At 66.3% G+C, this 24,636-nt stretch carries 25 protein-coding genes and 3 tRNA genes; 11 read left to right on the forward strand and 17 right to left on the reverse strand.

All coding sequences use genetic code 11. From position 1 onward, the window contains the following. Window positions 1-8: 8 nt before the first annotated feature. On the forward strand, window positions 9-1,457 hold the full coding sequence (locus B9Y86_RS03485; protein ID WP_085482947.1) for a phytoene desaturase family protein: 1,449 nt from the start codon (window positions 9-11) through the stop codon (window positions 1,455-1,457). Here the strand turns inward: B9Y86_RS03485 and B9Y86_RS03490 are convergent, their stop codons facing one another. Next, the gene (locus tag B9Y86_RS03490; RefSeq protein ID WP_085482949.1) at window positions 1,458-2,171 is read right to left on the reverse strand and encodes a hypothetical protein; all 714 of its coding nucleotides are present in this window, start codon (window positions 2,169-2,171) and stop codon (window positions 1,458-1,460) included. A 171-nt stretch (window positions 2,172-2,342) separates the two neighbouring features. Here B9Y86_RS03490 and B9Y86_RS03495 point away from each other — a divergent pair, with 171 nt between their 5' ends. Together B9Y86_RS03495 and B9Y86_RS03500 are read left to right on the forward strand one after the other, a co-directional pair. Next, on the forward strand, window positions 2,343-3,527 hold the full coding sequence (locus B9Y86_RS03495; protein WP_085482951.1) for a M20/M25/M40 family metallo-hydrolase: 1,185 nt from the start codon (window positions 2,343-2,345) through the stop codon (window positions 3,525-3,527). Between the two features lie 136 nt (window positions 3,528-3,663). Further along, complete coding sequence (locus B9Y86_RS03500; protein WP_085482953.1) at window positions 3,664-4,755, forward strand: FAD-dependent oxidoreductase; 1,092 nt, start codon at window positions 3,664-3,666, stop codon at window positions 4,753-4,755. A 6-nt stretch (window positions 4,756-4,761) separates the two neighbouring features. On the opposite strand, the gene B9Y86_RS03505 is transcribed toward B9Y86_RS03500, so the two are convergent. Then, window positions 4,762-5,079: a DUF7882 family protein gene (locus B9Y86_RS03505; protein ID WP_085482955.1), complete on the reverse strand. Its 318-nt coding sequence runs from the start codon at window positions 5,077-5,079 to the stop codon at window positions 4,762-4,764. Window positions 5,080-5,096: 17 nt separating this feature from the next. Beyond that, complete coding sequence (locus B9Y86_RS03510; RefSeq protein ID WP_085482957.1) at window positions 5,097-5,594, reverse strand: MarR family winged helix-turn-helix transcriptional regulator; 498 nt, start codon at window positions 5,592-5,594, stop codon at window positions 5,097-5,099. A 90-nt stretch (window positions 5,595-5,684) separates the two neighbouring features. On the opposite strand from B9Y86_RS03510, the gene B9Y86_RS03515 reads away from it, so the two are divergent. Continuing rightward, window positions 5,685-6,287 (forward strand): TetR/AcrR family transcriptional regulator, encoded by a 603-nt coding sequence (locus tag B9Y86_RS03515; protein ID WP_085482959.1) that lies wholly within the window; start codon window positions 5,685-5,687, stop codon window positions 6,285-6,287. Window positions 6,288-6,371: 84 nt separating this feature from the next. Further along, window positions 6,372-6,863: a CarD family transcriptional regulator gene (locus B9Y86_RS03520; RefSeq protein ID WP_044442618.1), complete on the forward strand. Its 492-nt coding sequence runs from the start codon at window positions 6,372-6,374 to the stop codon at window positions 6,861-6,863. A gap of 247 nt (window positions 6,864-7,110) precedes the next feature. On the opposite strand, the gene B9Y86_RS03525 is transcribed toward B9Y86_RS03520, so the two are convergent. The 5 genes from B9Y86_RS03525 to B9Y86_RS03545 all read right to left on the reverse strand — a co-directional run bounded on the left by B9Y86_RS03525 (window position 7,111) and on the right by B9Y86_RS03545 (window position 10,587). Continuing rightward, a complete protein-coding gene (locus tag B9Y86_RS03525) occupies window positions 7,111-7,527 on the reverse strand; it encodes a hypothetical protein (RefSeq protein WP_085482961.1) in 417 nt (138 codons plus the stop codon). A 140-nt stretch (window positions 7,528-7,667) separates the two neighbouring features. Further along, window positions 7,668-8,423, reverse strand: a complete 756-nt coding sequence (locus B9Y86_RS03530; RefSeq protein WP_139824708.1) for a hypothetical protein — start codon at window positions 8,421-8,423, stop codon at window positions 7,668-7,670. Between the two features lie 45 nt (window positions 8,424-8,468). Next, window positions 8,469-9,632, reverse strand: a complete 1,164-nt coding sequence (locus B9Y86_RS03535; RefSeq protein WP_244894612.1) for a UDP-N-acetylmuramate dehydrogenase — start codon at window positions 9,630-9,632, stop codon at window positions 8,469-8,471. A gap of 62 nt (window positions 9,633-9,694) precedes the next feature. Then, a complete protein-coding gene (locus tag B9Y86_RS03540; protein ID WP_085482969.1) occupies window positions 9,695-10,144 on the reverse strand; it encodes a MaoC/PaaZ C-terminal domain-containing protein in 450 nt (149 codons plus the stop codon). Next, entirely contained in the window at window positions 10,141-10,587 is a 447-nt protein-coding gene (locus B9Y86_RS03545) for an FAS1-like dehydratase domain-containing protein (protein ID WP_085482971.1), read from the reverse strand. Before B9Y86_RS03545 ends, B9Y86_RS03540 begins: the two co-directional genes overlap by 4 nt. Window positions 10,588-10,650: 63 nt before the next feature. Here B9Y86_RS03545 and B9Y86_RS03550 point away from each other — a divergent pair, with 63 nt between their 5' ends. After that, on the forward strand, window positions 10,651-11,349 hold the full coding sequence (locus B9Y86_RS03550; RefSeq protein WP_085482973.1) for a hypothetical protein: 699 nt from the start codon (window positions 10,651-10,653) through the stop codon (window positions 11,347-11,349). 329 nt (window positions 11,350-11,678) lie between these two features. Here B9Y86_RS03550 and B9Y86_RS03555 read toward each other — a convergent pair whose 3' ends face one another. The 4 genes from B9Y86_RS03555 to B9Y86_RS03570 form a co-directional block, all read right to left on the reverse strand. After that, the gene (locus B9Y86_RS03555) at window positions 11,679-12,488 is read right to left on the reverse strand and encodes a TrmH family RNA methyltransferase (protein ID WP_085482975.1); all 810 of its coding nucleotides are present in this window, start codon (window positions 12,486-12,488) and stop codon (window positions 11,679-11,681) included. 10 nt (window positions 12,489-12,498) lie between these two features. Continuing rightward, window positions 12,499-13,149 (reverse strand): CDP-alcohol phosphatidyltransferase family protein, encoded by a 651-nt coding sequence (locus tag B9Y86_RS03560; RefSeq protein WP_085482977.1) that lies wholly within the window; start codon window positions 13,147-13,149, stop codon window positions 12,499-12,501. A 90-nt stretch (window positions 13,150-13,239) separates the two neighbouring features. After that, window positions 13,240-13,313: transfer RNA gene (locus B9Y86_RS03565), tRNA-Met, on the reverse strand. A gap of 50 nt (window positions 13,314-13,363) precedes the next feature. Continuing rightward, window positions 13,364-13,435, reverse strand: a tRNA-Thr gene (locus B9Y86_RS03570). Between the two features lie 118 nt (window positions 13,436-13,553). Here B9Y86_RS03570 and B9Y86_RS03575 point away from each other — a divergent pair. After that, a complete protein-coding gene (locus B9Y86_RS03575) occupies window positions 13,554-15,299 on the forward strand; it encodes a glycoside hydrolase family 13 protein (RefSeq protein ID WP_085482980.1) in 1,746 nt (581 codons plus the stop codon). 181 nt (window positions 15,300-15,480) lie between these two features. Here B9Y86_RS03575 and B9Y86_RS03580 read toward each other — a convergent pair whose 3' ends face one another. Both B9Y86_RS03580 and B9Y86_RS03585 read right to left on the reverse strand, forming a co-directional pair. Continuing rightward, window positions 15,481-16,965, reverse strand: coding sequence for a M23 family metallopeptidase (locus B9Y86_RS03580; protein ID WP_085482982.1), 1,485 nt, complete (start codon window positions 16,963-16,965; stop codon window positions 15,481-15,483). A gap of 153 nt (window positions 16,966-17,118) precedes the next feature. Continuing rightward, window positions 17,119-17,943: an inositol monophosphatase family protein gene (locus tag B9Y86_RS03585; protein WP_085482984.1), complete on the reverse strand. Its 825-nt coding sequence runs from the start codon at window positions 17,941-17,943 to the stop codon at window positions 17,119-17,121. Between the two features lie 180 nt (window positions 17,944-18,123). On the opposite strand from B9Y86_RS03585, the gene B9Y86_RS17730 reads away from it, so the two are divergent. Both B9Y86_RS17730 and B9Y86_RS03595 read left to right on the forward strand, forming a co-directional pair. Continuing rightward, window positions 18,124-19,686 (forward strand): response regulator transcription factor, encoded by a 1,563-nt coding sequence (locus B9Y86_RS17730; protein ID WP_085482986.1) that lies wholly within the window; start codon window positions 18,124-18,126, stop codon window positions 19,684-19,686. Window positions 19,687-19,852: 166 nt separating this feature from the next. Beyond that, entirely contained in the window at window positions 19,853-21,400 is a 1,548-nt protein-coding gene (locus B9Y86_RS03595) for a helix-turn-helix transcriptional regulator (RefSeq protein WP_085482989.1), read from the forward strand. A 22-nt stretch (window positions 21,401-21,422) separates the two neighbouring features. On the opposite strand, the gene B9Y86_RS03600 is transcribed toward B9Y86_RS03595, so the two are convergent. The 3 genes from B9Y86_RS03600 to B9Y86_RS03610 form a co-directional block, all read right to left on the reverse strand. After that, complete coding sequence (locus B9Y86_RS03600) at window positions 21,423-22,205, reverse strand: alpha/beta fold hydrolase (RefSeq protein WP_425319456.1); 783 nt, start codon at window positions 22,203-22,205, stop codon at window positions 21,423-21,425. Between the two features lie 188 nt (window positions 22,206-22,393). Beyond that, window positions 22,394-22,478 (reverse strand) — tRNA-Tyr (locus tag B9Y86_RS03605). A gap of 76 nt (window positions 22,479-22,554) precedes the next feature. Next, window positions 22,555-23,286: a lytic transglycosylase domain-containing protein gene (locus tag B9Y86_RS03610; protein WP_139824709.1), complete on the reverse strand. Its 732-nt coding sequence runs from the start codon at window positions 23,284-23,286 to the stop codon at window positions 22,555-22,557. Between the two features lie 132 nt (window positions 23,287-23,418). Between B9Y86_RS03610 and B9Y86_RS03615 the strand changes: the two genes are divergently transcribed. Beyond that, window positions 23,419-23,907 carry a YajQ family cyclic di-GMP-binding protein gene (locus B9Y86_RS03615; RefSeq protein WP_055776386.1) on the forward strand — a complete coding sequence of 163 codons (489 nt, stop codon included), beginning with the start codon at window positions 23,419-23,421 and terminating at the stop codon, window positions 23,905-23,907. An 11-nt stretch (window positions 23,908-23,918) separates the two neighbouring features. Beyond that, a complete protein-coding gene (locus B9Y86_RS03620) occupies window positions 23,919-24,617 on the forward strand; it encodes an NUDIX domain-containing protein (protein WP_244894613.1) in 699 nt (232 codons plus the stop codon). The last annotated feature ends 19 nt before the right edge of the window (window positions 24,618-24,636 follow it).

Below are 24,636 nucleotides of genomic sequence, written 5' to 3' on the forward strand. Positions count from 1 at the left end.
TGGTCGGCATGAGCGAAGTGGATGCGGTCGTCGTCGGCGCAGGGCCGAACGGTCTTGCCGCGGCCGTGACCCTGGCCCGCGCAGGGCTGTCCGTGCGCGTCTACGAAAAGAACTCAACCATCGGCGGGGGCGCCCGCACCAAAGAGCTGACGCTTCCCGGCTTTCTGCACGACGTCTGCTCGGCCGTTCACCCGATGGCCCTGGCCTCCGGATTCTTCCGACGTTTCGGCTTGCAGCATCGCATCGAGCTGGTGCTGCCCGAGGTGTCGTACGGGCATCCGCTCGACGGCGGTCGCGCCGGAATCGCGTACCACGACCTCGCCCGCACGGTCAGCGCTCTCGGCCGCGACGGAGCTGCCTTCCATTCGCTGATGGCCCCACTCGTCGAACGCGCCGATCAGGTGGCGCGCCTCGCGGGCTCGAGTCTGCTGATGGCCCCGCGCCAGCCCATTACGGCCGCACTGTTCGGGCTGCGTGTGCTCGAACAGGGCCTGCCGACCTGGAACGCTCGTTTTCAAGGCGATGTCGCGCCCGCGATGCTGACCGGCATTGCGGCCCACGCCATCCGGCCCATGCCCAGCCCCGTCACCGCTGCGGCCGCTCTCAGCCTCGGCAGTTACGCGCACGGTCGCGGCTGGCCCGTGCCGGTCGGCGGCAGCCAGGCGATCGTGGATGCGATGGCCGCCGATCTCGTGGCGCACGGTGGGCAGATCGAGACGGATGCCGGCATCCGGTCGCTCGACCAGCTGCCGTCGTCGACGGCCGTGCTCTTCGACACCACGCCGCGTGCACTGGCGGATATCGCCGGTCGGCGGCTACCCACGGTCTACACGAGGGCGCTGCGGAAGTTCCGTTACGGCAACGGGGTGGCCAAGGTCGACTTCGCGCTGTCGGGCCCCGTGCCCTGGACGAACGCCGAGCTGCACAAGGCCGGAACCGTGCACGTGGGTGGAACCCGCGCCGAGATCGCGGCATCCGAAGCCGACGTCGCCGCCGGACGGCACACCTCGAACCCCTACGTACTCGTTGCGCAGCCGTCGAGTTTCGACCCCTCACGCGCGCCCGAGGGCAAGCATGTGCTGTGGGCATACACCCACGTTCCGAAGGACTCCTCGATCGATCAGACCGAGGCCATCATCACCCAGATCGAGCGCTTCGCCCCGGGCTTCCGAGACCTGATCCTCGGCTCGGCGAGCATGACCGCGCGCGATATGGAGAACTACAACCCGAACTACATCGGCGGCGATATCGCGGCGGGCGCGGCCACTCTCGCGCAGCTGGTGAGCAGGCCGGTGATCTCGTTCGATCCATGGCGCACTCCGGCCTCGGGCATCTACCTCTGCTCGTCGTCGACTCCGCCCGGGCCTGGCGTGCACGGCCTCGCAGGCTGGTACGCGGCGAAGAGCGCGCTGAAGCACAGCTTCGGAATCAGGACTACGCCGTCGCTTGCTCCCTGACTAGGCCGAGATGGCGTCGAGCTGGTGCTCGCCTTCAGCCGCTGACAGAGCGTCGGAGGCAGCGGTATCGGCCTCGTGACGGCGGAGAGTGCGACTCATCTTGCGGATCTCACGACGGGCGAGCCGCTCGAGCGTCGAATCGGGGTGCGCGCTGCGCACGTCTTCGAGGGCCTCGACCGTCAGCTGCGGCCCCGCGACCCGGCGCAGCGCGTACATGGCCTGCTGCGCGACGTCGATGTCGTGGATGAGCTCGCGCAGGGCGCGCTCCGTCTCGGGGACGCGCCGAAAGCGCGGCAGACCGAGCACGACCGGCTGGCGGTTCGTGCCATAGACGGAGTCGGTCGCTATGCCGAGAACCAGCGACGCTTCGCGTATCGGCGCCGCATTCACGAGCGCCTGACCGAGCTGCCACCCCACGCGTCCGCGGCGCACAGCACCCCACTCGAGAAATGATGCGTGAAGAGCATCGAAGGCCGCGGGTCGCGCGGCGGGGTTCTTGAGGTGCAGGGCGACGATCTCGATGACACCGGGATCGGTGAGCCGCGGAAGCGCCTCGATCAGTACCGGCGTGGCCGCTTTCGAGTCGAAAGACGAAGTGCCGAAGTAGCGGTGATCATTGACGAAACGACCGAAATCCTCCGCACCCGCGACCGAGCGGTCAGCGAGAAGACGGCGCACGAGGGCGCGCTCATCGGTGGTCGAAACAACGGTCATAGCAGGAGAATACATCCGGTTGCTGAGGATTTATCGACGTGGGTGTCCCATCTCGTGACATTCTGTCACGTATCGCGTGAAAAAGCACCGAATTCGACGGATGAGGTGCACTCCAGAGGCCTCTTCTCGCGCGGGCCTGCGGCACAGGCCCGGTCACGAGACAATGGAGTCATGAGCGAGATCGTCGACAGCCCAGGGCAGAGCACTGCCGCCACCGGCGAGTCCGAACTCGTCTCGCTTCTGCGACGACTCGTCGAGATCGATTCGTCGAACCCCGACCTCGGCAGCACCGGCCGCGGCGAGGCAGCCGTAGCCGACTTCATCACCGACTGGCTGGCACCCCATGGATGCGACATCGAACGACTCGAGGCCGCTCCCGGTCGCCCGTCGATCGTCGCAACCTGGCGCGGCACCGGTGGAGGTCGATCACTGATGCTCAACGGACACATCGACACCGTCTCACTCGACAGCTACGACGGAGACGGCCTCTCCCCCGTGATTCGCGACGGCGCGATGTTCGGGCGAGGCAGCTACGACATGAAGTCGGGGATCGCGGCGATGATGGTGGCCGCGAAGACGGCTGCGGGGCAGCCGCATCGCGGTGACATCGTGCTCGCGCTCGTCGCAGACGAGGAGTTCGAGAGCGCCGGAACAGTCGAGGTTCTCAAGCAGTTCTCTGCCGACGGCGCCATTGTCGTCGAACCGAGCGACGGCGAAGTCACCCTCGCGCACCGCGGTCTCGTCTGGCTCGACGTCGTCATCACGGGCCGCGCCGCTCACGGCTCCCGCCCCGACCTCGGGCGCGACGCGATCGTGCAGGCAGGCCGCTTTCTCGGCCGCCTCGGCGACCTGGCTCACGAGCTCACGACCCGGCCCGAGCATCCATTTCTCGGTGCGGCCAACGTGCACGCATCTCTCGTGCGCGGCGGCGTCGAGATGTCGAGCTACCCGGCCGAGTGCACGATCGGCATTGAGTGGCGCACACTTCCCGGGCAAGACCTCGACACGATCGTCGGCGAAATCGACGCGCTTCTGGTCGCGGTGTCAGCCGAGCATCCCGGGTTCGAATACCGCATCGTGCCCGGCCTCACCGAGCCACCCTTCGAGGCGGACCGCTCGTCGGCCGTCGTGCGGAGCGTACTCGCGAATGTCGAAGCCGTCACCGGAAAGCCGCCCGTTCTGCGAGGCGAACCCTTCTGGACGGACTGCGCCCTTCTGGCCGAGGCCGGCATCCCCGCCGTGCTCTTCGGAGTGACCGGCGGCGGAGCGCACGCGGCCAGCGAATGGGTCGACCTCGCCTCGGTCGAGACCGTCACCGAGGTACTCGAGCGCACAATCCTCGACTTCTGCGCATAGGCTCCGCCTGCCCGGAGCGCTCGTTTTCAGGAGAATCGACGGTGCCGAGCGCGAAAACTACGTTGTCGGCGCACTTCTCCTGTGTTGGAGCGCGGCGGTCGGCAATAAATCGCGCGCTCCCACGGTTGAAGCGCACGTGAGCACAGCACTCCCCCACGACACCCGCGTGGTCATCATCGGCGCCGGCCAGGCGGGGCTCTCCGTCGCCTTTCACCTGCGCCGCCTCGGGCTCGTGCCCGCGCGCGACGTCGTCGTACTCGACCGCGGACCGCGCGCCGGAGGAGCCTGGCAGTTCCGCTGGGAATCGCTTCGACTCGACACCGCCCACAAGGTCGACGACCTTCCGGGCATGTCCGAACTCGGTCTCAGCTTCTCGACCGCCGACCAGTCACTGCCGGCCCGAGACGTGGTGAGCGACTACTACGCGAGTTATGAACGACACTTCGGCCTCGGCGTCGTGCGCCCCGTCGAAGTCACCGGCGTAGCGAAACTGTCCAACGGGCGCTACGAGGTGCAGACCAGCCTCGGCCCCGTGCGCGCGGAGGTCGTCGTGAATGCCAGCGGAACCTGGGCGCGGCCGTTCCTCCCCACGTATCCGGGCGCCGACACATTCGCGGGCATCCAACTCTCGACGCCCGACTACCGGGCGGCGGCCGACCTGGCCAGCCTCGATGTCGTGGTCGTCGGCGGCGGAACCTCGGCAGTCGGGTTCCTCCTCGAACTCGAAGGCGTCGCCGCGTCGACCACCTGGGTCACGAGGCGGCCCGTCGAATTCACGATGGACGAGCACTCGAAGGTCGCCGCGGTCGAACGTGCCGATGCGGCAGCTCGCGCAGGGCTGCCGATTCCGAGCGTGTCGAGCGGCACCGGACTGCCGGCGAGCCCTCGCAACATCGCCGCACGCGAGCGCGGTGTTCTCGTCGACCGTCCCATGTTCTCGTCGATCGAAGCCGACGGCGTGCGCTGGTCTGACGGCACATTCCAGCATGCCGACGCGATCATCTGGGCCACGGGGTTTCGAGCCGAGTTGGCACACCTCGCTCCGCTTCACCTGCGCGAGTCGGGTGGTGGAGTCGCCGTCGAGCGGGGCCGCTCGCTCCGCGATCCGAGCATCTTCCTCGCCGGCTTCGGCCCGCAGGCGAGCACGATCGGCGCTAATCGTGCCGGTCGGGTCGTGGCGACTCAGGTACTGGATGCCCTGGCGGCCACGAACGCCGCCACGGCCTAACGAGTCTTAGGTCTGCGGGCCCGTTCCGCCGGGCTCCGCGATCAGCACCATGCCGTTCGCGCTGTTCGCCGTCACCATCAGCGCTTCGATCCAGGCGCGGTTCACGGGTGGCTGGCGGTTGCCATAGAAACGGATATGCAGGGGAATCGTCGGATGCATCCAGATGGAACTGCGCCCATTGCCTTCGTCGGAGTTGTGCTCCCAGTTGAACAGGAACGCTTCACCTCGCCGGAACTTGGCGTTGATGACCACTCGCATGTGAGCGAGCACACGATCATCGATGTCGATTTCGAGGCCGGTCGGGCCGTAGATGAGTTTTCCCACCTAGTTAGTTTATCTAGCTATTTATCCGACTTCGACACGGCGTCGCTCATTCGCTCCAGAAACGCGGTGATCACGGTCGCGTCATGAGCCTCGAGGCTTCGCGCAACAGCCATCATGCGATGGTGCATATCGCCGAACACCTCGCTCATATCCGAGTGGGTCATGGGCGTGGCGGCCAGCACCACCGCGCGCCCGTCACTCGGATGCTTCGTGCGATTGAGATGACCGCTCGCGACGAGCCGGTCTACCAACACGGTCGTGGATGCCGACGAGATACCGAGGTGGCCGGCCAGGTCTTTCGGACTCACCGGCCGCGAATCGCGCTCGGCATTGACGACGAAGCGCAGCGCCGTGATGTCGGTCTCATTGAGACGCAGTGCCGCACGGGTTCGACGGCGCATCGCCATCTCTGCCACCCGATAGCGACGGAGTGCATTGAGGGCATCGACACCGGTCTTCAGCTCGACATCGTCGCCATACCAATAGCCCGAAGCGCGCACCTCAGACGATTCCATGGGTCGATTCTAAGGCCCGTTCGCTAGGCGAACTAAGCATCTCTCACCGTTCTCGGACAGGTGTCCGAGAAATCGTGATAGACTGAGCCGATGTCGACTGTTCGAAGTGCTGTTGTGCCCGACAGCTTTCGATCTTCCGCCGAAGCTCCGGCCGACCCGAGAGCCGCCCGCACCCGACAGGGAATCCTGTCCGCTGTCGCGCGACTCCACTCGGCAAGTGCCGGAGACATCTCCGTCAGCGACATCGTGCGCGAGGCGAAGATCAGCCGCAGTTCGTTCTACGCGCACTTCTCCAGCCTCGACGACCTCGCAGTCGCCCTGCTCCGGCAGGAGTTCGCCAGCGTTGCTGCGCCTAACCCCGGCGAACCCAACCCCGCTGCCAGTCTTCGCGAGAGCTACACGCGGCTCGTGCAGCACTTCGCTCAACGAGAGTCGCTCTACTCCCACGCACTCGGCCTCCCCCTGTCTCAACGCGCGTTCGATGAAGTGATCGCCGCATACGCCGAGCAGGTACTGGCGTCGTTCTCCGCACCGACCTCGGGAGCAGGCGCCATCCGGGCCCGCCTTGCGGCGACATACGTCGCCGGCGGCACCGTGAGCCTGCTCAGCGCCTGGGTATCCGACCATCACGACATCAGCGAAGACGAGCTGGTCGACGAACTCATCGCGCTGCTGCCCCCGTGGCTCAATTGACTCCTCGAGCATGGTCGGCAGACCAGCGCTCACCTCAGATCTAACCTCCGCACACCACGTCACAAAGAAAAGAGAAGCCCAGTCGTGAAATTCGATATTGGAGAGACCCTCGTCTACCCGCACCACGGAGCGGTCACCATCACGGAACTCGAGACCAAGAAGGTCAAAGGCGAAGACAAGCGCTATATGACGCTGCGGGTGCACACGAGCGATCTCATCATCAAGCTTCCGATCGACAACGTCGAGCTCGTGGGAGTGCGTGACGTGATCGATGCCGCTGGTGTCGACGAGGTCTTCGCCGTTCTGCAGAACGACTTCGTCGAGGAGCCGGGCAACTGGTCGCGCCGATACAAGGCGAACCAGGAGAAGATGGCCTCGGGCAGTGTGCACCGCGTCGCAGAGGTCGTGCGCGACCTGTGGCGCCGCGAGCAGGCCCAGGGTGTCTCCGCCGGCGAGAAGCGACTACTGCTCAAGGCGCGACAGGTGCTGATCTCCGAACTCGCACTCGCACGCCGAGTCAGCGACGAAGATGCGTCGCTGCTGCTCGACGAGGTCTTGAACGCGGTCGTCGTCTAACTTCTTCGAGGCCATCGCACGAGAGTGCGTGGCAGAGGCCGACCGGTCCCCCCGGACCAGATCCCCACATCCCTGTCGGCCTCTGCCTATTAGCTCAAGCTAGACATTTCTGAGAGCGGTTGCAACGTGACGAACCCTCACGTTACGTCGTAAGTCGTTCCGTGGAGCCCAGCGACGGGCATCCGGTGTCTTAAAAAGAGAAGGCGGGCCCGGGGTGCTGCACCCCGGACCCGCCTTCTGTGTCGTGCTAGTTGCAGACCTTCGAGAGAGCCATGAAGGTGTCCTGAACGTCGGTCGAAGCGTCGGTCAGAGCCTTCGTGTCGGCCGAAGCCGGGTCTTGCGAGTACGTCTTGAATTCGCTGACGAGCGTACCCAGAGCCTTGTCGGCGTCATCGGCAACCTTCTTGACCTCGTCGTTCGAGACCTTCGACACGTTCTCGGAGAACTTGTCGGAGACCGTGTCAAGAGCCTTGGAAGCACCCTCGGGGTCGGTGGCGGCGTCGGAGAGGCTGCTCGTCAGTTCGCTCTGCAGATCGGTGAGACCCGACTCGAGAACCTTGCAGGCGTCGGCCTTGCTCTGTCCGCCGGCGCAACCGGTCAGCAGAAGTCCGGTGATGGCGAGCGCGCCGATCAGCGATGTGGTCTTAGTGCGCGAGATTCGCATTGTTGGTTACTCCTCTTTGGGGGGTGCGTGGTGTGAAAACACTAGCAGTCACCCGTATACACGCCGAGTTCACGGCATGGGCAGTACTCACCATTGACATGCCCGAAGCCGCGCACGAACGCGACCGTCGCCGCGGCAGATTACTGCGTCGGCACCGCCAGGCTCACGCTCGGGTCGGCGTCGAAGAACTCCACCGTCGTCCAGGAGTCGGCCTCGCCAGCGACAGGGATCTCCGCCTTCATCAGATGGCCGGTCTCGTCGATCCAATACCGGATCGTCGGCGCGGCGTTGCTCGGTGCGGTCGTCGCCGGCGCATCCGACGTGGGGCCCGCGAACACGTCGACCGTCACTCCGTCGACGTCGTCGGAGCGCAGCCAGAGGGCATCCGTCTGCTGCAAGAGCTGCGGATTGTCGGGCCGGTCGTTGCCGAGCCCCAGGAGCACGGCGACCACGTTCGACAGGCTCGTCGCCGATGGGTCGAGGGCGCTGTCCTGCCAGCCGTCGGCCGGCACCGGAAGCGGGGCCTTGTCGAGCGTGGTCGGCTGATATCCGAGCGACTGTGATGTGAAGCGCAGCAGACCGGTGTCGGCCGCCCCGTCGACCGTGGTCGAAGCGAAGCCGTAGCCCGCTCCCGCTGCGTAGTCGATCCAGCCAGAGAACTGCACCGGCTGTGCGCCGGGGATGCTGAACGTCACCGCACGCACACCGCTGTCGAAGTTGTTGAATCGAAAGATCGCGAGCCTCTGCGCCTGCTCCGTCGACAGCGCCGAACCCGCGGCCTGGCTCGAGGCCGGAGCACCCGGAGCGTCTGACGGAGCACAGCCCGACACACCCAACATGGCGCCCAGAACGACCATCACCACGAGGGGGCGCATCCCCCGACTAATTCGGACCACCCGCCGAGGCTAGCGCATGCTTCGAGGCAATAACGTCAGAGTGCGCTAGACGAAGACGGGCTCCGGCTGCAACACGACGCCGAACTCCGCAGACACGCGATTCTGGATGTACCGCGACAGTTCCGCGATGTCGGCGGCTGAGGCGCCGCCCGTGTTCACGATCGCGAGGGTGTGCTTCGAGGAGATCGCGGCGCGCGATCCGGGCAGAGAGAATCCCTTGCCGATTCCCGCGCGCTCGATCAGCCACGCGGCGCTCAACTTGACCTGCGGCCCCGCCGAAGACGACGAAGACGCGGGCGCAGACGAGACCCCGCCGAGCGGGCCCGACAGATCGACTGCGAGGCCAGAACCGGGCTCAGGCAGAGCGACCACGATCGGTTCCTGCTCGGGCTCGACGAGCCAGCGCGGCGCATCCGACGGCAGCCCGCGAGCGAAATTCTCGGAGACGATCGGGTTGGTGAAGAACGAGCCGGCGCTGACGGAATCGGGATCCGTGGCATCCAGAACCATGCCCTTCGACGCCCTCAGCGACAGCACGGCCGAGCGCACGGCGCCCAGCGCCACCCGGTCTCCGACGGCGACGCCGAGCGCGGTGGCCAGCTGCGGGTACGCGATCGGGTCGCCCAGTGCGAGAGGCCCGAGCGGCTCGGCCGATGCATCCGACTCGGTCAACGAGAACGTCACCGAGAGCACGACGCCGCGCCTGCCGCGCTTGAACACGCTCGTGCGGTAGCCGAGCTCGAGGTCGTCGCGTGCGATGCGCTCGACGCGGCCCGTGCCGTAGTCGAGAAAGTCGACCGAGACGATCGAGTCGCCGGCCTCCTGCCCGTATGCGCCGATGTTCTGAATGGGCGATGCGCCGGTCGAGCCGGGAATGCCCGAGAGCGCCTCGAGTCCAGACCAGCCCTGCTCCACCGTGTAGGCGACGAGGTCGTCCCACGGCTCGCCGGCCTGCACGCGCAGTCGCACGGTTCCGCTGGGCGCGACGATGCGAGCGACTCCCCTGGTCGCGACGCGAACGACGGTGCCGTCGAAGCCCTCGTCTGAGATGACGACGTTGGAGCCGCCGCCGAGCACGAACCAGTCGTCGCCCGAGTCCCAGACGCCGAGGACGCTCTGCAGCAGTTCGGGTTCGCCCTGAGGTTCGATGATGCGCGCTGCCGGACCTCCGACCTTGAGGGTCGTCAGGGGGCCGAGCGCGACATCCACGGCCTCGACCGAATCGCCTGTCGGCTCACCGGCGTGTGGTTCTGGCTGCCCGTGCCGCCCACTCATACGGATGCGGTGGGCGCCAGAGAGACGACGGCCTGCGCCTTGCCGAGAACCGTGTCGCCGTTGTAGGTGACGGTCAGGTCGATGCGTGCGGTGCCCGCCTCTGCGTCGACTTTGCCGACCTTCGCGCTCACGATCAACTCTGCTCCGTCGACGGGGTCGACGAGCACGGGGCGGGTGAAGCGCACCTGGTAGTCGAGCACGCGTCCCGGGTCGCCGATCCAGTCGACGACCGGCTGCACGGCGAGCCCCATGGTCAGCATGCCGTGCGCGAGAACACCGGGCAGGCCCACGGATGCCGCGACGTCGTCGCGGTAGTGGATGGCATTGAAGTCACCGCTGGCTCCGGCGTAGCGCACCAGCGAGTCGCGGCTCAGCGCGAAGTGACCGCCCGCGACGACGTCGCCCGCGGTCAGCTCGTCGGGCGTGAGGGTGATTCCGGCGGTCATTCGTCTCCCCTGACGACGAGGGTGGATGTTGCGGTGACGACGTGCGCGCCCGTCGCGTCGACGATCGTCGACTCGGCGGTGACCATGGAGTGGCCACCCAGCGACTTGATGCTCGCCACGTTCAGGGTGGCCGTGAGCTCGTCGCCGGCCACGATCGGGCGGGTGAAAGTGAAGCGCTGATCGCCGTGGACGACGCGCGAGAAGTCGATGCCGGCATCCGGCTCGCTCAGCAGCTGCTTCAGGGTGTGCTCCTGCACCACCACCGCGAAGGTGGGCGGCGCCACGACGTCGGTGTAGCCGGCAGCCCTGGCCGCCTCGACGTCGGTGTTGAGCGGGCTCGTGGCGAAGACGGCGGCGGAGAATTCGCGCACCTTCTCACGGCCGACGAGATAGGGAGAGGTCGGGGCGAAGACGCGTCCGACGAGTTCGGGGTTCACTGGCACCCGTCCATTCTACGAACGCCCCGGCTGCCTATGCTCTGTTGCGCCTGCCTAGACTGATCAGCGATGAGCACTCCTCCGGCCCCGAAACCGCACTCCGCCTCGAACAGCACGCTCCTCATCGTGCTTGGAATCGGCGGGGCGCTCGGTCTCGTTGTGTCGATCGCGGCAGCCGCAGTGGTCTTTGTGCTGGCCATCGGGGTCTTCCGGGGCGCGAGCTCGGCCGGCCCCGCGCCCCAGCCGTCGCCATCCAGCGATTCGCCCGGCGACGTCGACTACAGCGATCTCACGTTCGGTTCGAACTACACGTTGCCGGCCGGCAGCCTCGCCGCCCTCACCTTCAGGCCGCCCGAGGGAACAGACTGGGCCGTCGACCCTGATGCCAAGAGCGACGCCGACACGATGAGCTACGTGAGCGAGTCGACCGGCTGCAAGCTGCGCATCTGGCAGTCGTCTCTCGACTCGGTCGATGTCGCTGCCGGCGACGACGAGAAGACCTCGCGAGCGGTGGCCTCGGCGTTGCGCACCGAGCAAATTCCCGATGACGCGTTCGCCAAGCACACGTTCACCGGCGGCTTCTCCTCGGCGAAGGTCGAATTCGTCGACGTGCTCTGGGGTGCATCGAACGGCAACTACCTGGCCGTGCGCGCCTTCGGCGACGCGGGTGTCTTCGTGTCGGTCGGGGTGGCGTGCACGCAGTCGAGCGCGTGGGATGCGGTCAAGCAAGCCGACGCGGGACTCGGAGTCGTCACCCTCTCGGAGTGACCCATGCGCTGATCGAGTAGCCGCGCGAGGCACGAGCACGGCGTATCGAAATCACCCCGACGGTGGCCTCGATACGCTCGTTCCTCGCTACTCGGCCAGCGCAGAGCTACGCGACCGGCGAAACGGGAGGAGATGAGCACCTCCGACTCGAATACCGCATTGGTTTTGCGTAGCTCCTCCCGTTCGCCCGGGTGGTCTCTGGAAAACAGAGATTCCACCTTCTGCGCCGATTGAGTAGCCGCGCGAGGCACGAGCACGGCGTATCGAAATCACCCCGACGGTGGCCTCGATACGCTCGTTCCTCGCTACTCATCCAGCGCAGGAGGGGGTCAGCCGGAGACCGCCCACATCGCCACCGCGCTGGCGGCCGCGACGTTCAGCGAGTCGATTCCGTGCTTCATCGGAATCTGCACCACGGTGTCGGACGCTGCGATCGCTTCAGCGGTGAGTCCTTCGCCCTCCGCGCCCAGCACGAGGGCGAGACTCTCGGGAAGCCGAGCCTGGAAGTCTCGCAGGCTGACGGCATCCGGGGTCAGGGCCAAGGCTGCCACGTGGAAGCCCGCAGCGACCAGCAACTCACGGGTCTCGGGCCACTCCCCGACGCGGGTCCAGGGCACCTGCAGCACGGTGCCCATGCTCACGCGGATGGCGCGGCGGTAGAAGGGGTCGGAGCAGCGCGGCGTCACGAGAATCGCATCGGCTCCGATCGCGCCCGCCGAGCGGAAGATCGCGCCCACATTGGTGGGGTCGACCACGTTCTCGAGAACGACGATTCGGCGGGCGTTCCGGATGAGCTCCGCCGGGTTCGCGAGCGCCGGGCGATTCATCGAGGCGATGAGTCCGCGGTGCAAGACGTAGCCGGTGAGCTCGGCGAGGAGCTCGCCCGGGCCGGTGAAGATCGGCACGTCGGTGAAGCCGTGCTCGGCGAGCGCCGACTCGGCCTCGTCGGTGGAGGTTCCGAGTGCCAGCACGGAGCGGGGCGCATGCCCGGCACGCAGGGCACGCTCGAAGACGAGGAGCGACTCCGCGAGATAGAGGCCGTGCTCGGTGCCGCGCGCCTTCTTGAGGGCGACATCGGTGAGGTGGGCGTAGTCGCCAAGCCGCGGATCGCCGAGGCTGTCGATGCGCAGGACGGGCATTGAGCGGCCGCTATCCGCGCCGGTTAGGTGCGTCCGCGTCTGGACGACCAGCAGCGGATGCGCCGAGTGGGCGCGGATCTGCGCGGCCGGCGCGGCCCTCGCGGATGACGATCGCCGCGTACTGGGCGCCGACGAAGACGTGCAGCAGGCATCCGATGACCACGCCGTAGAAGGCGACGACCGCAACCACCTCATGGCCGGCGAAATCGGAGTGGCCGAGCAGCAGCAGCGGCAGTCCGAGCATCAGGAAAGTCGTGCGGATCTTCGAGATATAGGTGATCGTCATCGAGCCCTGGCGCTTGTACGCAAGGATGATCAGGCCCAGGATAAGGTCCGTCGCCGCGATGGCGATGAGGATCCAGAGCGGCAGAATGCCGCTGATGACGAGAGTCACGCACACGACGACCTGGCTGGCACGGTCTGCGACGGGGTCGAGCACCGCACCGAAGTGTGTCACCTGGCCGAGCTTGCGCGCCGCGAAGCCGTCGATCCAGTCGGTGGCGCCGAGTGCGACGAGCACGATGAAGGCCCAGAAGTTCTCGTGCCAGACCAGCACCAGAAGCACGAACAGCGGCATGAACAGGATGAGACGGGCGAACGTGATGGTGTTCGGCACGTTCAAGATCTGCTCGCGCTGCCGCGGTGCTGTCGGGGTCTCCACTCTCTGAGGGTAACCGGTGCGCGGCTCGCAGCACTGCACGCCGCGGGCAAGAAAAAAGCCCCCAAGATGGCGAGATCTTGGGGGCTTTCGTAGCGGGAGCGGGACTCGAACCCGCGACACCACGATTATGAGCCGTGTGCTCTAACCACCTGAGCTACCCCGCCGGGCGCCGTCCGTTCGGCTGGCAGCTCGCGCTGCCGCCTGTGGAGGACGGAGCCCCCTGTGGGAATCGGACCCACTACCTCTTCCTTACCAAGGAAGTGCTCTACCAATGAGCTAAGGGGGCGTAACCTGCGCACGACTGATAAGCCGTGCGATTTGGCACCTGTAGAGAATAGCATCACAAAGAGGCCAGCCCGAACCGATGTCTAGGGTCGAAACGATTCGAGGCTAGAGTGTTGCGCATGACAGTCGAACTCACCGACACCTCCGGCGCGCCCGAATCCGACGCGCAGAGCCGCCTGATCGCGATCGGCACTGGCTCCGAGTGGTGGCGCTCAGCCGTGATCTACCAGATCTACCCGCGGTCATTCGCCGACAGCGACGGCGACGGCATCGGCGACCTGCCTGGAATCACGAGCCGCCTCGACTCGCTCTCCACCCTCGGCGTCGACGCGATCTGGCTCTCGCCTTTCTTCACCTCGCCCCAGCATGACGCGGGTTACGACGTGGCGAATTATGTCGATGTCGATCCGCTCTTCGGCACCCTGGCCGACTTCGACACCATGCTCGCTCGCGCTCACGAGCTCGGGCTCAAGGTCATCGTCGACCTGGTTCCCAACCACACCTCGTGGGATCACGAGTGGTTCAAGGCCGCCCTCGCCGCCCCGGAGGGCAGCCCCGAGCGCGACCGGTACATGTTCCGCGACGGCCTCGGCGAGAACGGTGAGATCGCGCCCAACAACTGGCAGTCGGTGTTCGGCGGCCCCATGTGGGAGCGCACGACCAACCCCGACGGCACCCCGGGCCAGTGGTACCTGCACATCTTCGACGTGAGCCAGCCCGATCTCAATTGGCAGAACCCGTGGGTGCGCGAGCAGATGATCGCCGTACTGCGCTTCTGGCTCGACCGCGGTGTCGACGGCTTCCGGGTGGATGTCGCGCACGGCCTGATCAAAGAGACTGGGCTCCCCGACTACACGCCTCCCGCAGACGCCGGCAGCATGGGCGGCGGAGCAACGCCTCTCGAGCCCGGAATCGACTCCGACGACCCGCCCACCCCGCCCTATTGGGCGCAAGACGGCGTGCACGAGATCTACCGCTCGTGGCACGAGGTGCTCGACGAGTACGAGGGCGATCGAGTGCTCTGTGCCGAGGCCTGGGTCGAGCCGCTCACCAAGCTCGCCCGCTGGGTGCGCCCCGACGAGATGCAGCAGGCGTTCAACTTCACCTACCTCGAAGCCGCATGGAGCGCTCCGCAACTGCGAAAGGTGATCGACACGTCGATCTACGCCTTCGGCACCGTCGGCGCACCCTCGACTTGGGTGCTGTCGAACCACGACGTCGTGCGTCATGCGAGTCGACTGGCTCTCGGCGCCGACAATCTCCAGGGCGATGGAATCGGACCGAAGACTCCGGGCTTGCCCGACACCGCGCTCGGGCTGCGTCGCGCCCGCGCCGCCACCGCCGTGATGCTCGCGCTTCCGGGCAGTTCCTACATCTATCAGGGCGAAGAACTCGGCCTGCCGGAGGCCATCCATCTGCCCGACGATGCCCGCCAAGACCCGACCTGGTTCCGCACCAAGGGCGAGCGCTACGGGCGCGACGGATGCCGCGTGCCGATTCCCTGGGAGGCCGGCAAGCCGAGTTATGGGTTCGGCCCGACGGCATCCAGTTGGCTGCCGCAGCCGAGCGACTGGGATGCATACTCCCGCGACCGCCAGGCTGCCACGCCAGGGTCGACGCTCGAGCTCTACAAGCTCGCCCTGTCGCTGCGCGCGCAGCACGAGTTGGGAATGGGAACGATCGAGTGGCTGCCCGGCTACGACGACGACGTGATCGCGTTCTCGAACGGAGCCGTCACGGTGATCTCGAACATCGGCTCGGTGGCGGTGGAACTGCCTGCTGCAGCCGGCGACGTGCTGCTCGCCTCCGAGGCGATCGTCGAGGGCGTCCTTGCGGTCGACACGACGGTCTGGCTCGCGAGCTGACTCACACTCCGCTGATCGAGTAGTCGCGCGAGGAACGAGCCGACGTATCGAGATCACCGCGGCAGGTCTCGATACGGTCGCGGGCGACCTACTCGACCAACGCAGAACCGGTCGCGGGCGACCTACTCGACCAACGCAAAACCACTCGCGGGCGACCTACTCGACCAACGCAGAAGGCGCGCTAGTTGGCGTACTGGTTGAGCCAGGGCATCGGGTCGATGGGCGTGTCGCTGGCGTTGTGGATCTCGAAGTGCAGGTGTGCGCCTGTCGAGGTTCCGGTGCTGCCCACGTTGCCGACCTGCTGACCGACCTTCACGTCTTCGCCCTTGCTCATGGCGACCGAGCCGCACTGCATGTGGCCGTAGAGGCTGGCGAACTTCATGCCGTTGACGTTGTGGTCGACGATGACGTAGCAGCCGTAACCGCCGGCATCGCTCGTCTGCGCGAGACGCACCGTTCCGTCGGCGACCACCTGGATGGGCGCACCCATTCCGGGGTTGAAGTCGATGCCCTGATGGTTCGTGCTGCCGATGCCACCGGGCGACGAGCGGTACCCGAAGCCATCGCTGATGGGCACACCGGTCGGGAAGGGCCACTGGATCGTGCCGCTGGTGTCGTTCGAGAATGTGTCGGCCGTATTGAACCCGGTCATCGACACCTTGGGCACGCTCGTGACCGTGTACGAGTCGCGATCGACACTCGCCGCAGAGGCTTCGCTGGCCGCCCTGGCCTGTTGCTTCGCCTTATCGCCGCCGGTGTTCTGATCGGCCTGTACCTGCACGCTCTGGGAGATCGACGCATTCGGTGTCGCGGCGAAATACGCTTCTGCGGGAAGCGACGTGGCCACGGCTATTCCGCCGGCGACGAGAAAAGCGAAGATTCCGAAGCTCTTCTTGGCGATCATCTTGGTCGACGGGCGGCGTCGGCGCTGCTGCGGTATCGCCGCCTCGCCCGATCCGCTGCCGGATGCGTCGGCCGCTGATTTCGGCGAACTCACGCGAGGGCGCTCGGCGGGTGTGCTGGCCGCACGACGCCCGGCCTTGACCCGCGGCGGAGCATTCTCGTCGTCTGACGAATCGGAGACCGCGCGTCGCCCAGGCACCCGAGTCGATGGCGTGGGCGCGACCTCACCGAGAACGTCGGCAGGATCGGTGACGACCGCGGCGGGCGACTCCTGCGCCACGGGAGGGCTGACATCGGTGGGCGCGTCTGACGAGACAGCAGACTCTGCGACGGTGACGTCGACGGCAGAGACAGGAGTGACCGACTCTGCGACACCGGTCGCGACAATCTCGGGCTCTGTCGCGGCGAACGCGGTAGCGGAGGAGAGCTCGTCGGTCGACGCGGCCGCGCGGCGTCCGCGTGGGCGAACGGTGTTCTCGAATGCGGCTCGCGCCGCCTCGCGCTCTTGCACCTCGGTGAGGACAACCGGAGAGGCGACCCCGGCGGCTCTGGCCGCCCTGCGGGTCTGGGGGGCCGCGGCGCTTCGCGCATCCGGAATCGCTGCCGCAGAATCGGCGGACGCGACGGGCGAATTAGACGAGAGGGAGCCAGCGGCAGCCGCCTGCCTTCTCGACCGGCGAGAGTGCAGATTCGCTTCGGCCTTGGGCGTCGTACCGTCGGTCGCAGACGAGAGGTCATCTGGACGAGGGTTGTGACGAGCCAAGGTGCAGTAGTTCCAATGTCAGTTCGGGTTTTAGAGCCAAACGCGTCTTCTAAAACTCAAGCCAAGCGAAGACGCGACTGTCGAGGTTAACCGTCAAGTCTGAAAATTTCCGCAAAACGAAAAAATTCGGCGCATATTGACGGCGATCGGCTGTCAGATAAGACCGGCGGATGCGTAGAGATCGCGCAGGATCGGCTCGAGTTCGACGGCCAGCGATTCGTCGGCCGCCAGCAGGAAGCGGGCGCTCTCGGCATCGCCATCGAAGCCGCCGACCCGACCGCCGGCCTCGCGCACGACGAGCGCACCGGCTGCGTGATCCCAGGGGTTCAGTCCTCGCTCGGCGTAGGCGTCGAGGCGCCCCGCCGCCACCCAGCAGAGGTCGAGAGCCGCGGAACCGGCTCTGCGGATGTCTCGGACTCGGCCGAGGATGCCGGCCAGCACCTGGCCCTGCCGCATCCGCGTCTCGGCACTGTACGAGAAGCCCGTGCTCAGAAGGGTCTGCTCGAGCGAAACGTCGGAGTTCACCTGAAGCTGCTGCGCGCCGAGGTAGGCTCCACCTCCTTGTGCGGCAGTGAAGACCTCGCCCGTGGCCGGGTTCACGACACACCCCGCGAGCGCGTTCCACTCCTGTGGATCGGCGCCGCCCTCCACGACGGCGATGCTCACCGCGTATTGAGGGATGCCGTAGAGATAGTTCACGGTGCCATCGATGGGGTCGACGATCCAGGTCAGGCCGGAGCGGCCGGTAGAGCCCGTGGACTCCTCACCCAGGAACCCGTCCTCTGGCCGCACGTCGGCGAGCGCACCCCGTATGTAGGTCTCGACCTCGCGGTCGGCGAGGGTCACGACGTCGACGATGGAGGACTTCGTCGCCGCGACCTCGACGCCCTCGGCGCGACGACGGGCCGCGAGCGCGCCTGCTTCGAGGCCGATCCGGCGGGCGATGTCGAGCAGGTCGTTGTTGGCAGCGATGGTCATGACCCCAGCCTGTCACAGCGCTTCGCCGACGGCTTATCCACAACCGGAAGCATTCACTGGCCCAAGGCATGGTCATGGGAGTTAGGATCGACAAGCTTTAAGCGTCAGAGCTGCATGTTTTAGCCAACATGTGATGGAAAGCGTTGATGGCATGACGTACACCGACAAAGAAGGGTTCCCATGACTCCGATCGGCAGATCAGTCGGAGCAGAAGAATCGGAGCGCGCCGCGCGCTTCAGGAGACTGTTCGCGTCCACCCTCCGCACACGGGGATGGCGCGAGGCCCAGCCACTGATCGAACAGCACTGGCACGAGTTCGCCCTCACCGAGCCCGATGTGCTGCTCGACGTCATAAAGATGCTGCCCTCAGAGGTGTTCATCGAGAATCCGACCTGGCTCATCGGGGTCGATCACCTCCGGCACGCGGTCGCAGGAGAGGCTCCCCGATCGACGCATCTAACCGACTCCGCGGCTCTCGTTTCGCAGAGCCGCGGGGTCGGCCTGAAAGCACGTCTGATCGCCGCGACCGGTCGAATCGTGTCGTCGCGCACGGCAGGACGCCTGCCGGAGGCGGTCGCCGGCGCGACCGAAGCGCATCGCGCACTGCGCTCCGCAGAGAGCGACGAACTCGCTCCGCTGAAAGCGACGCTGCCGCATCTCACGATCCAGTGGTCCAGGGCGATGGAGATCGCCGACCATCCCGGTGCCGTCGAGCTCTACGAAGACACCTATGAAACCGCTCTTCTCTTCGATCAGCCAGACGTAGCCCGCCGTGCAGCGGCATCCCTCGCGTGGATGTACGCGGAGCAGGGACATACGCACGAGGCACGCAGCTGGCTCGACCGGGGCAACGGCATCGATCTGCCGACCAGCAAATATGACACGCCCCTCTATCTCGCCGCGGCTTTGCTGGCGGTCGACGCGCTCGATCGCGACGAGGCTCGCGCTCAACTGGCCATGGCACTGCGGTTTCCGGCAGGAGAGTATTGGGCCGCGCTGCTCTGGGTCAGGTCGCACCTCTGCAGCACGCCCAGCGACGTCACCCACGTCGAACGCGACCTGTCGAGCGAGCTGCTCCATCACCCCGAAGCGCTGACGAACAGCGGCGCCAATCTCCGCTATCTCGACTTCGCTCGGTGGGTGCTGAACCGACCGCAGTCCCCTGTGGTGCGCGACCCACGGGCACCCCTCCAACGCACGACGGCTCGGGATCTGATCGATTCGGAGGTGGCGTATCGGCAGGGTTCGTTCGACGAGGCTCTTCGCCGATGCGCCCCCCTTCTCACAGAGAGCACGGCGCCTCGATTCAGGGCGTCGGCACTTCTCCTCACGGCCGCGAGCCGCTTTCGCCTCGGGCGCACGAAGTCGGGGATCGAGGCGTTCCGCCAGGCGCACGCCCTCGCGGAACACGAGAACCTTCTTCTGGTCTTTTCGATGATCGACCGCACCGACCTCCGCGAGCTGGCTCGCCTGAGCGGGCGAGAACTGCGACCCATCGTCGATGTCGTACACCCTCACAGAACATCGAGTCGGCCCACACACTCTCTCAGCAGACGCGAGCGCCAGGTGCTGAGCCTCCTCGCTACGGAACTGCCGAATGCAGAGATCGCCCAACGCCTCTTCGTCACGATGAACACGCTCAAGTCGACCCTCCGAAACGTCTATCGAAAGCTCGGTGTGCACGATCGGCAGAGCGCATCTGACGCCGCGCAGATGATGGGAATCGACCGCAGCGAACATTAGGCGACTTCCTCGCAAAAGCCGCGTCATAAGTGTCACTGTCGAGCGTCTCTCCAAGTGGTGAGAGGTATTCCGGGCGCCTACGCCCTCGCTACATCGCCACTTCATGGGCAGCGTCGAGCTTCGCCGCGGCCCGCGCACTTCCTGAATCGACCGAGGAATGTAGACGATGACGATAGACAAGGCTCTGCCTTATGGCGAAGCCGCAGCCTCCTTTTTCACACGCGTTCGCGCAGAACTCGATTCACGGGAGTGGCGCTCCGCCGCACGCACCATCGAAGACAACTGGGATCACTTCGCTCTGACGGAGCCGCAGGTTCTCCTCGACGCTTTCACCGCCCTGCCTTCGGAGGCGTTCATCGAGACGCCCTCCCGCCTCATCGAGGTCGACTACCTCCGCTACGTCGCTTCGGGAGCCGCGCCGCACGCGTTTCGTCGCCGGTTCAATCCCGCAGCAGACACGCCCTCTCCTGATCTGCCCCTGCGAGACCGACTCTTCGGCATCACCAGCAGGGTGGCCGCGCATCGCTCAGCAGGCAGAATCGCGGATGCGGTGGCCGACGCCGTCGAGGCGCGTCGCGTTCTCGACACGGCCGACGCAGAAGAGACCGCCGAGCTGCGCACGGCGCTGCCCCACCTCACGATCCACTGGGCCCAGGCGCTCGACGTGGGCGACAGCCCCCTCGCCGCGCTCGAATACGAGCAGACCTGTGCGGCAGCCGTGGCCACCGGTCAGCCCAGGATCGCACGACGGGCAGCCGCCTCGCTGGCGTGGATGCACGCCGAGCAGGGGCGCATCCACAACGCCCGCACCTGGCTTGATCGTGCGACCGGATTCGACGTCGCAATAGACCGCTACGACGTTCCTCTGCTTCTGGCCGAGGCATTGATCGCCGTCGATGGTCTCGACACCGAGAAGGCACGGCGACATCTCGCGGCGGCCGACCAGTTCGTCGCCGGCGAGTACTGGGCCGCGTCACTCTGGCTGCACGCCCTGCTGAGCACCTCACCCGAGGACATCATCATCACCGAGACGGTGATGACGCGCGAGACACGACGCCACGTATCGAGAGCGGTCGAACCGGGCGCACATCGCCGGCAGGTGGCGCTCGCCCGATGGACCCTCAGAGTGAGACGCGGAACACTGCAGACCCCGGGCGGCGACGACGACCGGATCCCCTCGGCGATCGCAGCGGAGAGAGCCTATCGCCAGGGCAGATTCGCCGACGCTCAGACCGTCGTCTCTCGACTGCCGAAAGACGAGCTGCCTCCTCGCCTCGGCGCCGCCGTGCTGCTCATCGCGGCCGCAAGCGACCTGCGCCTCGGCCGACGAGATCAGGCCGTGGATGCGTTTCACCGCGCTCACGACATGATCCAGCACGAGGGACTCTCGATGGTCTTCGCGACCATCGACGCGTGCGCCCTGAAAGAGCTGGCCGAAGCCAGCGGACTTTCGGTCGATTCCGCCGTATTGCAGTTCTTGCACGACAGCACCGACGATCCGCGCCCTGCCATGCCATCGCTATCGCGGCGCGAACGGCAGGTACTCGCACTCCTCGCCTCCGGCATGTCGAACAACGAGATGGCAGAGACGCTCTTCATCACGGTCAACACTCTCAAATCGACGGTCCGCAACCTCTACAAGAAGCTCGGCGTGCACGATCGCGCAGAGGCCTCGGACCTCGCTCATCGGCTCGGCCTCGACGACGGCGCGTGACGCTCATCGCCCCATCGAGATCTCAGGCGCGCAGGAACTCGATCGCCGCGGTGCGGAAGTGGCGCGACGTGGGCGCATTGAAGTGGTTACGACCGGGGATCTCGTAGAAGACGCCGTTCGGTGTCGCCGCCGCGAGCGAGCGCGAGCGCTCGAGGATCGAGTCGTCGCTGCCCGTCGCGAACAACACGGGCTGCAGGGGCGGATGCGCCGGGTCGGGTTGGATGCCGTCGCGCATGCCGTCGACAAGGCTCATCAGGGCCTCGAGATCGTTGCCCGGAATGGCGGAAGCCATCGTGACGTAGGCACGGGTGATCCGATCTTCGACCTCGGTGCCGGTCTCGATGAATGCCCTCGCCTCGTCGGTGCGCAGCCGGGTGAGCGGCTGGCCGTCGGGGATTCCGCCGAGAACCGCCCGGGTGATGCGCCCCGGTAGATCGAGTGCGGCCTGCCAGCCGACCCGCGCGCCCAGCGAATACCCCGCGTAGACCGCCTCGTCGATCAGGTAGGTGTCCATCACCACCACGAGATCGGCCACGAGCTGTTCCATCGAATAAGCGGCGGGGTCGTGAGGCTTGTCGCTCTCGCCATGCCCACGCTGATCGAGGGCGATCACCCGATAGCCCGCCCGCGTGAGATCGCGAGTCCACCCTGTCGCGTGCCAATTGACGAGCGCGCTCGACGCGAAGCCGTGCACCGCGATGACGGTCGGCGCATCCGCATCGCCGAACTCGTAGGTGGCCAACTGCAGCCCGTCGGAGGACATGATCTTCTGCGCGCGGGGCGCGGCTGGCACAAGAGAGTTCACGCGACCAGTCTGCCAACAATCGGTGGCGCACTCCGCGGGTGCGGCGACGACTGTGCCCGTTTACCTCCATTACGTCGGTGCTTCGCCGCACAAATGGAGGTAGATGGGCACAATCAGGCGAAGACGCGAACCGCGCACACCCCGCTACGAAGAAAGCCCCGCGAATCGCGCGATTCGCAGGGCTTTTCTGGTGGCAAGTGAGGGATTCGAACCCCCGAAGTCTAAGACGGCTGATTTACAGTCAGATCCCTTTGGCCGCTTGGGTAACTTGCCAGGGCGCACCCGACCACGTGAAACACACAACCGAAGGCGCGTGTACACATTACCCGCCTTCAGGCTGTCGGCGAAATCAGGCCTTCGCCACGTCCTCGGAATAGCGGATGGCGTACTCGGAGACACCCAGCGCATAGGGCGCCGCGTCGTTGTATGCCGCGATGGCCATGCGCCAGTTGTCGGCCACAGAGAGGTCTCCGCCGGCGTGGCAGAGGTAGTTCGCCGTGGCCAGAACGGCGTCGTCGAAGTTCTGCGGATCGACCTTTCCGTCGCCCGACCCGTCTGCACCCCAGTTGCGCCAGCTGTCGGGAATGAACTGCAGCGGGCCGACCGCGCGATCCCACTCAGCGTCGCCGTCGATCGTGCCCTGATCGCTGTCGGGAATGGCGTTCGTCGTCGCACCGTCGAGCGCGATGCCGAGAATGGGCGGGGTGACGAGCCCGTCGGCGCCGATCGACGAGCCGTCGATCGTGCCGTGGTGACTCTCCATCTCGCCGATGCCCGCCAGCGTGTTCCACCCCAGGTTGCAGCCCGGGTTCTGATTGGCGACATAGACGGCTGCTCCGCCATACGCGAGCATCGCGCGATCCGGGATGCCGGTGGCCGCGGCCGCGCTCGCCGCCCAGTCAGCGTCGATGAGAGTCGGCAGGCCCGCCCAGGGGTCGACATCGGGAGCTACGGCCGCCTCGAGCGCGGCCTTGGCAGGAGCCTCCGCCGTCTCCGGTTCGCTGGGCTCGGGTGACGTCGTGCACCCGACGAGAGCGAACGCGACGACGAAAACCGGGGCAAGAAGAAGGGAGCGGCGCACTCGCACCAGTGTACGGATCAGGTCTGACGCGGCACCGAGCGCGGGTGTTCTCGCCCAACGCGGTGGCCGCGCCTGCACGCTCGGCGAGAACACCCGCGTTCGGCGACATGGCGAAAAGCTAAACTGGTGCGCATGGCAGATTCAAGCTTCGACGTAGTCAGCAAGGTCGACAAGATGGAGGCGGACAACGCCCTCAACCAGGCGCACAAAGAGGTGGAGCAGCGCTACGACTTCAAGAACATCGGCGCCTCCATCGAGTGGAGCGGCGAGAAGGTTCTGATGAAGGCCAACTCCGCCGAGCGAGTGAAGGCGATCCTCGAGGTGTTCGAGGCCAAGCTCATCAAGCGCGGCATCTCGCTGCGCAGCCTCGACGTGGGCGAGCCCTACGCATCGGGCAAGGAGTACCGGCTCGAGGCATCCATGAAGAACGGCATCGAGCAAGAGGCCGCCAAGAAGATCTCGAAGCTCATTCGCGACGAGGCCCCGAAGGGCGTCAAGAGCCAGATTCAGGGCGACGAGCTGCGCGTCTCGTCGAAGAGCCGCGACGACCTGCAGGCCACCATGGCGCTGCTCAAGGGCGCTGATCTCGACGTGGCCCTCCAGTTCATCAACTTCCGCTGATCGGCGGGCAGATGACGATGGATGCCGGCACGCCGGCCGCCGCCCAGCAGCCCGCGGCAGTTCCCGGCGTCGACATTCCAGACGCCCGGGGCCGCACCGGCCTCGACCAGACCGGCCGTGAGCTGACGGGCAACCCCCGCGTTCGCGTCAAAGACGTGCGACTGCTCTCGTCGAACTGGCACGTCTTCCGTGCCAACACGCTGGAATACCAGCGCGCCGACGGGGTGTGGGAGACGCAGCACCGCGAGACGTACGATCGCGGCAACGGTGCGACCATCCTGCTCTACTCGCTCGAGAAGCGCACGGTGCTGCTGACCCGTCAGTTCCGCTACCCGGCATACGTGAACGGGCATCCCGACGGCAATCTCATCGAGGCGGCCGCGGGCCTGCTCGATGACGACGACCCGCTCACCGCCATCCGGCGCGAGGCGCGTGAGGAGACCGGGCACGAGATCGGCGAGGTGAGCCCTGTATTCGAGGCCTATATGAGCCCGGGTTCTGTCACAGAGAAGCTCTTCTTCTTCGCCGCGCCCTATTCGCCCGACACCCGAGCGGATGCCGGTGGCGGGCTCGCCGACGAGGGCGAAGAGATCGAATTGCTCGAGATCGACTTCGACGAGGCACTCGACCGCATCGGCAACGACATCATCGACGCGAAGACCATCATGCTGCTGCAGTGGGCCGCACTGCGCGGACCGTTCGCACGCTGACGGGTCGTTCCCTGAGCTT

Source organism: Agreia pratensis, from assembly GCF_900177685.1.
Lineage (GTDB): Bacteria > Actinomycetota > Actinomycetes > Actinomycetales > Microbacteriaceae > Agreia > Agreia pratensis.

Coding starts and splice junctions, on each gene's coding strand:
- B9Y86_RS03540 (WP_085482969.1), bottom strand. CDS start 10,144: ATGACCGCCGGAATCACCCTCACGCCCGACGAGCTGACCGCGGGCGAC.
- B9Y86_RS03510 (WP_085482957.1), bottom strand. CDS start 5,594: ATGGAATCGTCTGAGGTGCGCGCTTCGGGCTATTGGTATGGCGACGAT.
- B9Y86_RS03585 (WP_085482984.1), bottom strand. CDS start 17,943: ATGACCATCGCTGCCAACAACGACCTGCTCGACATCGCCCGCCGGATC.
- B9Y86_RS03515 (WP_085482959.1), top strand. CDS start 5,685: ATGTCGACTGTTCGAAGTGCTGTTGTGCCCGACAGCTTTCGATCTTCC.
- B9Y86_RS03575 (WP_085482980.1), top strand. CDS start 13,554: ATGACAGTCGAACTCACCGACACCTCCGGCGCGCCCGAATCCGACGCG.
- B9Y86_RS03490 (WP_085482949.1), bottom strand. CDS start 2,171: ATGACCGTTGTTTCGACCACCGATGAGCGCGCCCTCGTGCGCCGTCTT.
- B9Y86_RS03595 (WP_085482989.1), top strand. CDS start 19,853: ATGACGATAGACAAGGCTCTGCCTTATGGCGAAGCCGCAGCCTCCTTT.
- B9Y86_RS03485 (WP_085482947.1), top strand. CDS start 9: ATGAGCGAAGTGGATGCGGTCGTCGTCGGCGCAGGGCCGAACGGTCTT.
- B9Y86_RS17730 (WP_085482986.1), top strand. CDS start 18,124: ATGACTCCGATCGGCAGATCAGTCGGAGCAGAAGAATCGGAGCGCGCC.
- B9Y86_RS03525 (WP_085482961.1), bottom strand. CDS start 7,527: ATGCGAATCTCGCGCACTAAGACCACATCGCTGATCGGCGCGCTCGCC.
- B9Y86_RS03555 (WP_085482975.1), bottom strand. CDS start 12,488: ATGCCCGTCCTGCGCATCGACAGCCTCGGCGATCCGCGGCTTGGCGAC.
- B9Y86_RS03620 (WP_244894613.1), top strand. CDS start 23,919: ATGACGATGGATGCCGGCACGCCGGCCGCCGCCCAGCAGCCCGCGGCA.
- B9Y86_RS03550 (WP_085482973.1), top strand. CDS start 10,651: ATGAGCACTCCTCCGGCCCCGAAACCGCACTCCGCCTCGAACAGCACG.
- B9Y86_RS03615 (WP_055776386.1), top strand. CDS start 23,419: ATGGCAGATTCAAGCTTCGACGTAGTCAGCAAGGTCGACAAGATGGAG.
- B9Y86_RS03495 (WP_085482951.1), top strand. CDS start 2,343: ATGAGCGAGATCGTCGACAGCCCAGGGCAGAGCACTGCCGCCACCGGC.